The organism is Pseudalkalibacillus sp. R45 (assembly GCF_052246725.1).
GTDB lineage: Bacteria > Bacillota > Bacilli > Bacillales > Fictibacillaceae > Pseudalkalibacillus.
Map to the genome: position 1 here is coordinate 197,343 of NZ_JBQQCL010000002.1, position 12,857 is coordinate 210,199.

The following is a 12,857-nucleotide window of genomic DNA, read 5'->3' on the forward strand; positions in this document are numbered from 1 at the left end:
TTGATCTCATTTTGAGATCAAGCGCTTACAAGGGTTGATATGATGGAACTTAGACAAATCAAATATTTCATAAAAGTTGCAGAAATGGAGCATGTCAGCGACGCAGCTGCAGAGTTACACGTCGCACAATCTGCTGTCAGCCGTCAAATTGCGAATCTTGAAGAAGAGTTGGGTGTGAAGTTATTCTTCAGAGAAGGCAGGAACATCCGGTTGACCCCAGTTGGAAGGATCTTTTTGGATCATGTGAAGATCGCTATCGTTGAGTTAGATAAAGCAAAACAAGAGGTCTATGAATTCTTGAATCCAGAAACGGGGACAATCCGGCTCGGTTTTCCAACCAGCCTTGCTGCAAAAACGTTGCCACAGGTCATTTCAGCATTTCGAAAAGAACATCCACAGATTGGGTTCCAATTACGCCAGGGCACAGTTCCGGAATTGACGACCGCGGTCATTCAGGGGCATATCGATCTCGCCTTTGTTTCCCCTGTACCTAAAAAACAAGTGGATGTTAAGGGACAAATCTTTTTTACGGAGAAGGTAATGGCTTTACTTCCACTCAATCATCCATTAGCGGATGAACCCTATCTCCGGTTGGTTCAATTACGGCATGATTCCTTCGTCCTTTTTCGCCAGGGATACAATTTGAGGGATACTGTGATGCGAGCCTGCCAACAGGTTGGATTCAACCCACGGATCGCTTTTGAAGGTGAGGATGTTGATACGATAAAAGGTCTCGTATCCGCAGGACTTGGTGTAAGTCTGTTACCTGAAATTACACTCCACGGGTCAAGGGAACAGGAATGGAAGGCGGTAGAAATCGTTGAACCGAATGTGACTAGAACTGTCGGCATCGTTATTCCACAAAATCGTGAGCTTGCTCCTTCTGAAAAAATCTTTTTCGAATTCCTTAAACAATTTTATGAAAAACTGAACCGGTTCGGTGAATAATAGGAAAAGAGGCTGACATTGTGCTCAGCCTCTTCTTAACTACAAAAGTTCTATTCACTATCATTACTCTCTATGGCATTAAACTGAATTGCATCGTCACCCATTCATTACTCTTTTTCGTGTCAATCATTTGATATCCATTCGTTATAAAATAATCAACTAGTTTATCCATGCTCCACTCGACGATTCCGGAGATAAGGAAATGATTCACTTTCCGATCAAAGAAATCCTGTTTCTCCATTATACGTATTGTCTCCTCTGATCCAATATTTATGAAAACCCAATCAATCGTTATTGGGGTTTTTATTTTTTCATGGATTAAATCCTTCTGAGCGGGCTGGATACCTGTTATATTATTTAACTCAGCGTTAAGTCGTACTTCCCTTTCACAAGGTTCGATGTCAAGTGCAATAACTGTCACTGCCCCTTTCATTGCAGCTGCGACACTTAGAACCCCTGAACCTGTTCCAACATCAATTATAGTTTTATTTGAAAAATCTTTATCCAGGATCATTTTGAGACAATCTCTGGTTGTTTCATGTGAACCTGTTCCGAAGCCTCCCCTCGAATCAAGAATGATTGAATACTTGGTAGAAGGGTCATCTTCTGGTGAAATGATCTCCCAATCTTCATTGATTGGAATAGCGGGTATCGGCTGCTGCCAATCCTGGAGTATGTATTTCTCATATGTAATAGCATCATTTTCAATATTGATCAACCTGGATATTACATGAATTGTCTCGCTAGGTGATACTGAATCACTAATGATATGCATACGAACATTTTGAGTTTCTTCTATTTGATATTGATATCCGTTTTCGTTTCGTGAAACTGCAATGGGCTGATCGTAATACGTATTGAAATAACCCGCAGCAGCCAGTTTCTCCATTGCTTCATCAGCCATTACGTATGGTATATCAAACATAAATTGGTATTCCATGACACTCTCCTTATTCATTTTTTCGGTTACAGGTAGTATAACCGAAGTGAAATGGGTATGCACTGTAGAAAAATTGGCGATGATGGTAACTAAAAAGGTGATTTCTTATGGAATTATATCGTATTTTCTATACTTTTCGCACAAAAGAATTGAATTTTCTAACGATTACCGGGATGGATATGGTTCAACATAAATTATTTTCGGTATTGGTGTACTCCCCTGACGATTCAATCGACCTGGAACATCCATTGTCACCAGACATTCCTTCCTCATTAAAAAGTCTCTTATTTGAACAAAAGTACCAGATTGATACGGGATATTATGATCTAGCATCCTGGGAAACAAATGTCATTCATTAATTTACCGGTCAAGATCGATTGGTGATCTGGATTTCTTTTGTAATCTTTTAATGATATACGAAATCAAAGCAATAATGACAATGACGGTCAAGATAGCGACGATTTGCTTCATATTCCCAGTAGCAAGGCTGCTTCCAAAAAAATTCAATAAAAATACACCAGGAATCATTCCACATAAAGTTCCAGCAATGTATGGCCGGAAACCAACATTAGAAAGACCAGAGGCGATACTTACCAAGTCATAATTCAAAAATGGAATAACCCTTAAAAATACAACGTAATAGAACCCTCTCTCATCAATGCTTTTCTGAAGCTTTTGTGTACGGTTCCATTGTTGTACCTGAAACTGATGTCCAAATTTTCGTACAATCATGAAAGTCAATGAAGCACCAATTAAAGTTCCTGTAATCGTCAATAATGTCCCGAGTAGGACACCGAATGCAAGTCCGCCGGCTATCGAGAGAATCATCATTGGAAAGAAAATGAACGGCCGAAGCGAACACAACACAAGATATATGAGAGGTGAAAAGATTCCGAAAGAGATAATCCAGTCTCTTAAGTTTTTTGTGTCATAACCAACATAATTCCGCCCTATCCACACTAAAAGAATGAAAAATAAGATGATTGAGCTGTATTTCAGTATTTTCATAATGATATTCATAAACAAAGCCCTTTCTCCCGAGGAGTCTATATATGTACTCTTTACTAAAGGCTCTTTTCTAAAAGATTGTTGCTTTTGAGTCATTTTTTAAAAATCACCTTGTGCAGTTGATTGGAGATCAAGGTGCGAGACTCCTTCGAGATCAGCGGGACAGGTGAGACCATTCAATGTCGCAAGGCGACGAGTGGACTCACCGTACGCCCCGCGGAAAGCGAGCATCCTGGAGCGGAAATCAACGACTTTTAAAGAAAACTTGGCGAGACCAAGCCTTTTGTAGGTCGAGCCTTAGTTGCCCTTATACTGAAGAAAGTATTTTATACTTTCTTTAAGTGCAAGAGCAACAAAGTTTGCGAAAACAGCCTTATTAAAAGTGCTACAAGCCTAAACGGGTCACTTCCGCTTGCTTTTCGCCCGCCACGCGGAAAGGGTTTCACGAAATCCAACTAAAAACAGAGCCAGCTTAAGATAAGCTTGCTCTGTAATATATGTCATGTCAAATGAATGTGTACATTCATCATATAATCAATTTACATAATATGTTTATGTTATCCTTCGTCTTTTGATAATTTGACTAAAGATTTGATTTTCTTATGAATTTTCGCTTCGCTGTATTGCTTTTCCGCATGTTTTGTTTCGAATTTATCCATTTCCATGAAGATCTTTTTATCGGGAGAGACAGTAACATCCATTTCAGGGTACTTTTTCTCTACTTTCTTTTTCACTTTTTTTGTAATTTCCTTTAATTGAAAACGATCTACAGTCGTAATTTTGATGGCAACCAATAAATCATCCTGTGCTTGCATGATTTCGACATCCTCTACCCCTTTCATCTGCTTGATGTTCTTTTCTAATGAGGTCCCTTCTTCCGTCGCCAATTCCTGTGTTGTAATCGTATTTTGTTTTTCAGTCTTGTGTTCAAAATTACATCCTGCCAGTAATGTAATCAACGCCATAACAGTCCATAGTTTTTTCATTCGCAATTGAAATTGTATCATCCTGCTGTCTCACCTTTCACCGTATGATAATTTTAAATGTCCAAATTTACGATTTTGTTCGATCAGTTTTGTAAATAAAGTTGGGTAATCGACTGGTTTAATCCTTTGATGGTAGAGATGTATTTGCTCCTGTAACGCTTTGTAATAGGAAGCATCACCCAATTTGTTCAGAATTTGATTCTCCACTTCCATTTCAACGTTTATGCAATAGCCTAATCCGCGATTTTTCAAGTAACTCAAGTTATATTCTTCCTGGCCAGGAAGGCAATCATTGATAAAAATCGGGATCCTCTTCATTAGAGATTCCGCCAACGTTACACCCCCAGGCTTGGTGATGATGGCATCGCTGTGTTCATACATATCATTCATTTCAACTTTAGACTCAATATACGGATAGGTGGTGATGTATTTATTTTCAAGTGCCTTGACTTGGCTTAACAGCCGATAGTTTTTACCACATAAGACCGTATAATGTACCTTTCCAGATGGATGGATTGCTTTTATGAAGTCTAAAATATGCCCAGCCCCCTGGTTACCACCTGTAAGCAATACACGATATTGCTTCTTTACTTGATGAGTGTTCCTTGCAACAGGAATAATTTGTCGATCTACCGGGATTCCGCTTGTCAAAATTTTGTGTTGGTCTACTCCGTCTTGGATAAGTTCTTCCCGGAACTCTTCATCAGGGACTAAATGTAAATCAACAGCTGTTCTTCCCCAGAGGTTATTGATGAAGTAGTCCGTATATATATTGACGATAGGAATGTTTATTTCTCCGGTAGCTTTTAAATGGTTGACCAAGAAAGACGGTAAAGCGTGGGTACAAATGATAAGATCAGGTTGTTTCTTTACAATGATTTGACGGGTACTCTTCAAGAACAATTTTTGATAAAACTTATGAGAAAAATTGTTCTCCTTCTGAGATTTGGCTAATTTCTTGTAAACATTGCTGTAGAACGCTGGTCCATTTTTAATCCAGCTTAAATAAGCCTGCGAAACGGCCAATTCACCTTTCCCATATATAAAGGAAAGGAGCTCTATTTTTTCACAATCGAATAGATCATCCAATTCAGATCGAATGGTATCGGCTACATGATGATGTCCTGATGAAATTGTTAACAGTGGCATGATGAGGACCTTTTTCATGGGATAGAACCTTCTCACTTTTACTCTTAGTGTTTGGAAACAATCCGAAATAATTCCTGTGGTTTTCTAACCTGTTATTTCCATCATTACAATACAAATTAAGGCTAAAAATAATGAGGAAGAAAAATGATGTAAGGAGTTTAGGATATGGAATTTATAAGGAGCTCTGCAATTTCTATTTGGAGTATATTAGATCCATTGTATTATTCACTTACCCGATTGACGTATATTGAAAAGGACTCTCCTGCAAAGTGCATTTTCAGAGTCAGACTTACGAAATATAAAGGCTCACCTACCTTGTTGGAAGATGGAACCCAAATCAATAAAAACGATCTAATGATTAAAATCCATCTTCACAATGTCCGGCTGATCAAAGAGATGCGTAACGCGAAGAATGACTTTCAAAAAGTAATCCAAATTTATCGATGTGTCCAACAGTCCATGCCTTACTTAGCTGCTTATGTTGAAAATCATAAACAGATTGGCGAAATAAAAGGGATCGTCGGTATCACCCTCCTCAATAAAGGAACAAATAAGCTCGGATTTGAATCCTTCCAATTGAAGAGCAAGCTTTACCGAATATTTAAATTGACCTCTCTATTACCGATCTACTTATTATCGAATCAAAATAAAAATGGCATTTTCGGAACAGAACCGACGTATTTGATGATGTCCAAAGATAAGCTGATCGGTCGATATAACGTGAAATAACAACAATTTACATCATTTACCGGTTCCAATCCCCTCTCAGTTTCCTATAATTGTATATGGGAGGGGATTGGATGTTTATTTTGATACCGGCTATTTTAATTTCAGTTTTCGCTATATATAGAGCTTATATCAATACTAAGAATGTAACTTTAAAAAGAATAAAAGTCATGAGTGGTGATAAAGGACCTCACACAAACTTACGAATCCTGCAAATTTCGGATATGCATTTAGAGAACATTTCGGTTACTCCTGAAGAAATTCATGAGAAACTAAAAAACGAAACGATTGATTTGATTGCACTGACAGGCGATTATCTTGATCGTAAAAAAACGCTTACCAAGCTACCTGCTTATCTAGAGGTTTTTCAAAAGCTTGATCCGACATATGGAATCTACGCGGTTTTCGGCAACCATGATTATGTATTGAATAATAAGTCATTTGATAAATTAGAAAATATATTGAATATGTACGGGTGCAAGACATTACGTAATGAGCACGAGATGATCACGATAAACGGTCATACAGTGAATCTGATTGGGATCGATGACTATGGGACTGGAAAGAGTGATCTTGAGAAATCATATAAAGGGCTACCAGTATCTGATTACAATCTGGTTCTTACTCATGACCCGAATATTGTACTGGATCTTAATCAACAACACTTCGATTATTTGTTATCTGGTCATTTCCATAATGGTCAGATTCATTGGCCAAAGCCATATCATCTTGCAAAAATGGGAAAGCTGGCTCGTCAAAAAATCGTCCAGGGACTTCATCATATGTATGAGAAACCATTTTATATTAGTGAAGGGTTGGGACAAACGGGCATCAACATACGTGTAGGTTCACGCCCTGAAATAACGATACATGAAGTAGGAATCACAAAAGCTGAAGCTTCCGGGAATGCCGCTTCATGAAACAAAGCTGATTCAAGTCTAAAACTCATCAGAGATAGGCTTCAATCAGCTTTTTTTAATCGAATATCGGAAATAAAAACGTTTTTTTATTCCGCTTGAACAAAGGATCATAGCCTAACTCCTTAAGTTGATCGGCTATAAGTTTATACCCATACCCATTTGGATGCAATCCATCAATAGAGAGTGCATTTCCCCCATTTACTTTAAACGGTTCATAGATATTTGCAACTTTTAAATTTTTACATTCGAACTTTTCCAGTTGTTTGTTGAATGTTTTAATCCACAATTCGCTGAAGGAAAGATAGGGAAAAGGATTATACAAACCCACCAATCGGATGATATAGGGTACTCCCCCTTTTTCTTTAATTTTACGGATTTCATGCAGCATCATTGAAAGATTTTTCATGCTTTCTTTAATGGCATTTTTAAAAAAAGTTGTGTCATTCATAAAAAAGTATTTCTTTGCTGCTTTCTTTAAATCATTACCTCCAGCAGTGATTGTAATCACGTCCGCCTCTGCAATCGCCTTTTTTACATCTTCCATAGCAAGGAAAGCCAATACCTGTGCAGTCGTTGCACCGTTTTTTGCAAATACATTACGTTCTACTTGTCGATTGGCAGCAGTTTCTATAGACTCTGAGTACCGTGATACAAACCCTGGAGCAAAGATAGAACCGACACCTACCGTCAAAGAATCCCCTAACGCTGTGTATCTAATTATATTCTCGTCCATTTACATTCACCTGTTGATATATTTAAAAACGCTTATAATAAGTTATGTTTCTTGAAAATACATGATATGGACAACCGTTTAGGTGGTGAAAATTGTGCAATAGAACTAAAGGATTTGACGTTATTTCTAGATCGACATCTAAGGGATTTCCTTATTTTTCGATTTTCAGTTATTATGGTAGGAGGCAGAAGTTTTTAGGAGGTTCAACAGATGAAACAAGAATCACAACACTTTTTACAGGAATTGCTCTCAACTCCTTCTCCATCTGGGTTTGAAATGAAAATCCAAAGGAAATGGATTGATTATGTTCAATCTTTCGCAGATAAAATTGAAACCGATCATATCGGGAATGCCTATGGTGTCATCAATCCAGATGCTCCATTCAAAGTTTTGATCGCCGGGCATTGTGATGAGATCGGCTTTATGATCAATCGAATTGATGAAAGCGGTTTCTTGCATTTCACTAAACTCGGAGGTATCAGTCACAAGCCTGCAATCGGCATGAAGGTTGAGATTCTAGGGAATCAACAGACCATTACGGGTGTCGTCGGAGTAAATGCGGAGCATCATGGTGGAATTAAAGATGAGTATGACTTTGAAGATCTATACATAGATTGTGGAGCACAAAGTAAAGAAGAGATTGAAAAGTTCGTGCAAGTTGGCGATTTGGCAATTTATAAGCGCGAAATGGAGTTCCTTTTAAATAATAGGATCAGCGGTCGTGGTCTTGATAACCGAACAGGTGCGTTTATCGTAGCAGAAGTACTGAAGAGGTTATCCAAAAAGAAACCTGAGGTCGGGGTCTACGCTGTCAGTACAGTAAATGAAGAGACGAACCTGGGCGGTGCTTATTTTGCAGCCTCCCAGGTTCAGCCTGACTTTGCTCTTGCTGTTGATGTAACCTTTGCAACTGATTACCCAGGTGTGAACAAGAATAAGCATGGTGACATCCGTCTTGACCATGGTCCAGTTCTTGCTAAAGGAGCCCCTATCCATTACAAATTGAACAGCTTGCTTGAGGAAACAGCCCGTAAGAATAAAATCGATGTTCAATATGAACTTACACCAAGGGTGACTGGGACAGATGCTGATCGAATGCGATTAACTGGTAAAGGAGTTCCGATCGCACTGGTCTCCCTTCCACTCCGTTATATGCATTCGCCAGTTGAAACAGCAAGTCTTCAAGATATTGAAGACGAAATCACATTGATCACAGAAATGATTGCTGCGCTCAGTACAAACGAAAACTTGAACCCGCTTGATTGATAAAGAAAACTCGGGCTTTGCCAAGCCTTAGCGCAGGATGAGCCTTAGTTGCCCTTATATTGAAGAAAGTATTTATACTTTCTTTAAATGCAATGAAAAGGAGATGTACCGATTAACGGTACATCTCCTTTCTTCAAGTTTGGCTTGATTCTAAGCTTATTCGTATAATAATTTTCGAATCTTATCAGCAACTTGTTCATAATATGTTCCGTCATTTGGGACAAAATCGGTCAGGTCTACCGCCATTTTCACTGGAACTCTCATACCATAAGGATCTAGCTTAAATCCTTCAACAAGTAACGATTGAACTTTCTCTGAACAAAACTCGCGGAATGCATTGAATTCAGCTCTCACAATACCTGAAACTTCCTCTTCTTGGAGAGTGAAATCATCTAAGTTCATCGGCTTATCATATAAAAATACATGCGCAATCTCTTTGTCAATCATTCCTTCCATAGTGATACAAGATTCGATTTTCCCTACTGTTTTCAACTTATCCGGGGTAACGTGTATCCCGATTTCTTCTTCAATCTCTCGAATGCCGTCTTCGATCGTTTCATTAGCTAAAATATGTCCAGCGGCCGTAATATCAAGCAAATTCGGATAATCCTTCTTCTGATTGCTCCGTATTTGTAAATAGATATGATACTGATTATTGATCAAGCTGGTGACCCAGCAATGAAAGGTTTCATGCCAGAATCCAACTCGGTGTACTTCTTCTCTAGTTGCGACACCTAAAGGATTTCTCCGATCATCAAATATTTTCAACAGTTCTGATTCCAATACTCTACCTCCACTTCACTTATTTCTTGCTCCTTTTGATACTATAGGTAGTTTAATCGTTACAGTGGTCCCTTTCCTATCTTCACTTGTGATATCGATTGTTCCTTTGTGATTAGCAATGATCTTTTGACTGATCATCAGTCCTAATCCTGTTCCTGTCTCTTTAGTAGAGAAGAATGGTTTTCCGAGGTTTTTTAGGTTTTCTTCCGCGATTCCACAACCATTATCTTTTATATGAATACAAATATGTGTCCCTTCTTTTTTCAGTGTGAGATCGACTGTACCACCTGATGCTGTTGCTTCCAATGCATTTTTAATAAAATTAAGGAATGCTTGTTTCAACTGATTTTCATCACCTAGGACCGCTGGCAATCCTCCTTCAAAATCTGTTGTGATTTCTATGTTCTCCATGATTGCCTGGCTGTCGATAAGAGATAAGAGATGAGAAAAAAGAGTGTCAATCGGGGTTTCTTTGTAATTTGCCGTCTGTGGTTTTGCAAGCATCAAAAATTCACTCACAATTAAATTGATCCGTTCCAGCTCAGAAAGCATGAGTTCATAATAGTCTTTTTCATCATCCTTACTGTTCGAATGGAAAAATTGCAAAAATCCCTTTAAGGAGGTCAACGGATTACGGATTTCATGGGCGATACTGGCTGCCATCTGGCCGATGACTGCTAGTTTATCCGAATTTCGCAATAACTCCTCTGTCTGTTTACGTTCGGTCAAATCTCTGATCACCATCACCACGGAGTTAATTTCCCCTTGGTTGATCACAGGCGTACATTGAGCTTCTAATTCAATCCATTCACCGTCTTTATGTATTTCCCTATATTCGAAATGTATCGGCTCTCTCGCCTCCAACATCTTCTGATACTGTGTTTTTATGCTATGCAAATCTTCTGGGTGGACAAAATGAAAACCGTCTTTCCCTTCATAGTGTTTCTCCTGACGTCCAGAAACCAATTTATGTGATGGGGAAGCGAAGTATACCTTTCCCTCTAGGTCCAAAACACGGATCATATCAGCCGTATTTTCAGCTATCAATCGATACTTTGCTTCGCTTTCACGCAATTTCATGGTCGCTTTTTTCCGTTCAGTGATATCACGAAGAATATTTGTCATCGCGATCATTTTTCCATTATGGTCATAGATCGGGGAATAAGTGATTTCCACATTGATCAACTTACCGTCTTTCCTCTTTCGCACTGTTTCATACGCCACAACAGTTTTTCCAGACTTCACTTTCCTCTGAAGGAAATCAACCTCTTTCCGATAACTTTCATCTGGAATGGTAATGACGCCGTTACCAAGCAGCTCTTCCCTTGTGTAAAGGAAAATATCTTCTGTAGCACGGTTCAGTTTTACGATATTTCCATCCATATCAAATAGTCCGATTGCATCTGCTGAATGATCGAGATAAGATTCCCAAAATGCCTTTTGAGCCTTTAGTTGTTCCAATTCCTCAAGTTCATCTGTCCGATCTTTTACTTGGACAAATCGCCCAAGGACTTGATTCTTTTTAATTATTGGAATGCTGTTTATTTCCAAGTTTCTATGTGATGAAGAATTTGTTCCAGTGAATCGAACTGTTTCAGTTGAACGCAGGGTACTGAAAAAGCTTGACTCATCATTGAATTCTACGATGTGATCAATAGATATGTTTAAATCGCATTCTCTGGTGTTAGGAAATATTGTTTGACACGCTCCATTCATATGAAGGATTCTTCCTTCAAGATCAATGGCCAAGATAGCTTCACTGCTATGGTCAAACAATGATTGATAACCATCTGCATGTAACAACTGCTGCAGTTCTGTATTATTCGAGGTTCTTAATCGTTTATTTACCTGCATTATTAAAGGTACCTCACTAAAAGATTTATCGTTCATATTACATAGTTTGACATTTACATTCAATAACCTCTTTTAAGAGAATAAATATTCTGTTTTATTGTCGAATATATTAAACTCTTGTCGATTAAATGTGGTTTATCCTTCATTTCTTCTTACGAAATTCACTCCCTTTCCGCGGGAGTGTCGTAAATTTCTCTTCAATCACACCTAGTCAGATATCAACAGTAAGATTTAACAAAGCCTTTTTTGAAATTCACCCCTTTTCGGCTGGTGATGCGTTTTGCCGCTGGAGTATCATATAGTTCCAGCGCTTATAGGTCTCCTATATCAGATGGAAAGGGTTAATTAGCAACAAACGCTTAGACACAGCCTTTGGAAAACGTTTAGATGAACTGTAAGAAAGGGAATGGTTTTATAACAAGACAAAAAAGAGAGGTGGTAAAAATGAAAGAACGCAAAACCTATTATGTTTCGCCTAAAGGAGATATTTTCCCGATCAAGACAGATCAAAGTCTTCAATTATTCGAGATAGAAGCTACAGAAAATGAACTGAATCAATTTAAGGTTGCGGTAGAAGAATTCAATGCTTCAGAGGATGCTGAAAAAGAGGATTTTTGGACACTTACCCATTTCAAAGAGAAGGAAGTAGATGAAGACAGAAATGTAACCTATGGAAAAATACTTGAAGTTTATAAGTGGATCTATACACTTGGAACTTCTAATACGAAACTGGAAATTGAAAGGATGAATATACTCTCTTCTTTGGATCAAAAACCTAGCTTTAAATAATAGGTGTTGTGTACCTTAACTTACAGAGCCAAATAAAAAAGGACTGTCCCAAAGTGTCAGAGTCTCTCCGAACATAACAACATTTTGAAAAAAATCCTGATTTGATCCAAAATGTTATGTTGGAGGTGAATGGCACTTTTCTTTTAGGACAGACCCTTTTGGCTGGGATTCATAATTTTTCCCATGGTTTCTCAGTTCCGAATTTCATTGCTAGCTGTTTACTTTCATCTCTTCTCTTTCTTCTTCTTTCCGCACGTTCCGGTGCACCTTCAAACAACCATTTTTCCTCTTCTGATTCAGGTATGACATTCGCTATAGGGGTTGGACTCCCCTTTTCATCGATTGCAACAAATGTAAGAAAAGATAAAGCACATAACTTCCTTTCTCCCGTCAACAGGTTCTCCGAAATGACCTTCACGAACACTTCCATGGAGGTCCTGTGAGTCCATGAAACGAATGCTTCAAGACAAACAGAATAACCTTCCTTGATTGGATGTAAAAAGTCGACGGAATCGCTTGAAGCTGTCACAACGTTTTTTCTCGCATGACGTGTTGCTGCAATTGCGGCAACATCATCAATATAGGCCATCAATTTACCACCGAACAAGGTTCCGTGGGTATTTGTATCTGGAGGAAGCACATGACTGCTTTTCACTGTTCTGGATTCACTGACTTTCTTAGCTTCTACGGTCATTATCCATGCTCCTTATGAATTGAATTTATATGACTATCATTTACGCGGTTATCATATCTCA

General features: G+C 38.4%; 14 protein-coding genes. 6 read left to right on the forward strand and 8 right to left on the reverse strand.

Annotation, left to right across the window (positions count from 1 at the left end):
- Window positions 1–42: 42 nt before the first annotated feature.
- Complete coding sequence (locus tag ACTWQL_RS06770; protein ID WP_443141692.1) at window positions 43–948, forward strand: LysR family transcriptional regulator; 906 nt, start codon at window positions 43–45, stop codon at window positions 946–948.
- Between the two features lie 70 nt (window positions 949–1,018).
- Here ACTWQL_RS06770 and ACTWQL_RS06775 read toward each other — a convergent pair whose 3' ends face one another.
- Window positions 1,019–1,888, reverse strand: a complete 870-nt coding sequence (locus ACTWQL_RS06775) for a 50S ribosomal protein L11 methyltransferase (protein ID WP_443141693.1) — start codon at window positions 1,886–1,888, stop codon at window positions 1,019–1,021.
- 107 nt (window positions 1,889–1,995) lie between these two features.
- On the opposite strand from ACTWQL_RS06775, the gene ACTWQL_RS06780 reads away from it, so the two are divergent.
- Window positions 1,996–2,247: a hypothetical protein gene (locus ACTWQL_RS06780; RefSeq protein ID WP_443141694.1), complete on the forward strand. Its 252-nt coding sequence runs from the start codon at window positions 1,996–1,998 to the stop codon at window positions 2,245–2,247.
- A 1-nt stretch (window position 2,248) separates the two neighbouring features.
- Here ACTWQL_RS06780 and ACTWQL_RS06785 read toward each other — a convergent pair whose 3' ends face one another.
- From ACTWQL_RS06785 to ACTWQL_RS06795, 3 genes are all read right to left on the reverse strand, one after another.
- Window positions 2,249–2,719, reverse strand: coding sequence for a TVP38/TMEM64 family protein (locus tag ACTWQL_RS06785; RefSeq protein ID WP_443141695.1), 471 nt, complete (start codon window positions 2,717–2,719; stop codon window positions 2,249–2,251).
- Between the two features lie 734 nt (window positions 2,720–3,453).
- Window positions 3,454–3,903 (reverse strand): YhcN/YlaJ family sporulation lipoprotein, encoded by a 450-nt coding sequence (locus ACTWQL_RS06790; protein ID WP_443141696.1) that lies wholly within the window; start codon window positions 3,901–3,903, stop codon window positions 3,454–3,456.
- A 9-nt stretch (window positions 3,904–3,912) separates the two neighbouring features.
- On the reverse strand, window positions 3,913–5,049 hold the full coding sequence (locus tag ACTWQL_RS06795; protein WP_443141697.1) for an MGDG synthase family glycosyltransferase: 1,137 nt from the start codon (window positions 5,047–5,049) through the stop codon (window positions 3,913–3,915).
- Between the two features lie 147 nt (window positions 5,050–5,196).
- On the opposite strand from ACTWQL_RS06795, the gene ACTWQL_RS06800 reads away from it, so the two are divergent.
- Together ACTWQL_RS06800 and ACTWQL_RS06805 are read left to right on the forward strand one after the other, a co-directional pair.
- Window positions 5,197–5,760, forward strand: coding sequence for a YkoP family protein (locus ACTWQL_RS06800; RefSeq protein ID WP_443141698.1), 564 nt, complete (start codon window positions 5,197–5,199; stop codon window positions 5,758–5,760).
- A 71-nt stretch (window positions 5,761–5,831) separates the two neighbouring features.
- Entirely contained in the window at window positions 5,832–6,677 is an 846-nt protein-coding gene (locus ACTWQL_RS06805; protein WP_443141699.1) for a metallophosphoesterase, read from the forward strand.
- A gap of 55 nt (window positions 6,678–6,732) precedes the next feature.
- Here ACTWQL_RS06805 and ACTWQL_RS06810 read toward each other — a convergent pair whose 3' ends face one another.
- The gene (locus ACTWQL_RS06810) at window positions 6,733–7,410 is read right to left on the reverse strand and encodes a GDSL-type esterase/lipase family protein (protein ID WP_443141700.1); all 678 of its coding nucleotides are present in this window, start codon (window positions 7,408–7,410) and stop codon (window positions 6,733–6,735) included.
- 210 nt (window positions 7,411–7,620) lie between these two features.
- On the opposite strand from ACTWQL_RS06810, the gene ACTWQL_RS06815 reads away from it, so the two are divergent.
- On the forward strand, window positions 7,621–8,676 hold the full coding sequence (locus tag ACTWQL_RS06815) for a M20/M25/M40 family metallo-hydrolase (RefSeq protein WP_443141701.1): 1,056 nt from the start codon (window positions 7,621–7,623) through the stop codon (window positions 8,674–8,676).
- A 156-nt stretch (window positions 8,677–8,832) separates the two neighbouring features.
- Here the strand turns inward: ACTWQL_RS06815 and ACTWQL_RS06820 are convergent, their stop codons facing one another.
- Together ACTWQL_RS06820 and ACTWQL_RS06825 are read right to left on the reverse strand one after the other, a co-directional pair.
- Entirely contained in the window at window positions 8,833–9,459 is a 627-nt protein-coding gene (locus tag ACTWQL_RS06820; protein ID WP_443141702.1) for an NUDIX hydrolase, read from the reverse strand.
- A 15-nt stretch (window positions 9,460–9,474) separates the two neighbouring features.
- Window positions 9,475–11,313 carry a PAS domain S-box protein gene (locus ACTWQL_RS06825; RefSeq protein ID WP_443141703.1) on the reverse strand — a complete coding sequence of 613 codons (1,839 nt, stop codon included), beginning with the start codon at window positions 11,311–11,313 and terminating at the stop codon, window positions 9,475–9,477.
- 444 nt (window positions 11,314–11,757) lie between these two features.
- Here ACTWQL_RS06825 and ACTWQL_RS06830 point away from each other — a divergent pair, with 444 nt between their 5' ends.
- Window positions 11,758–12,102 carry a hypothetical protein gene (locus ACTWQL_RS06830; protein ID WP_443141704.1) on the forward strand — a complete coding sequence of 115 codons (345 nt, stop codon included), beginning with the start codon at window positions 11,758–11,760 and terminating at the stop codon, window positions 12,100–12,102.
- A gap of 169 nt (window positions 12,103–12,271) precedes the next feature.
- On the opposite strand, the gene ACTWQL_RS06835 is transcribed toward ACTWQL_RS06830, so the two are convergent.
- Window positions 12,272–12,796, reverse strand: a complete 525-nt coding sequence (locus tag ACTWQL_RS06835) for an acyl-CoA thioesterase (RefSeq protein ID WP_443141705.1) — start codon at window positions 12,794–12,796, stop codon at window positions 12,272–12,274.
- Window positions 12,797–12,857: the final 61 nt, after the last annotated feature.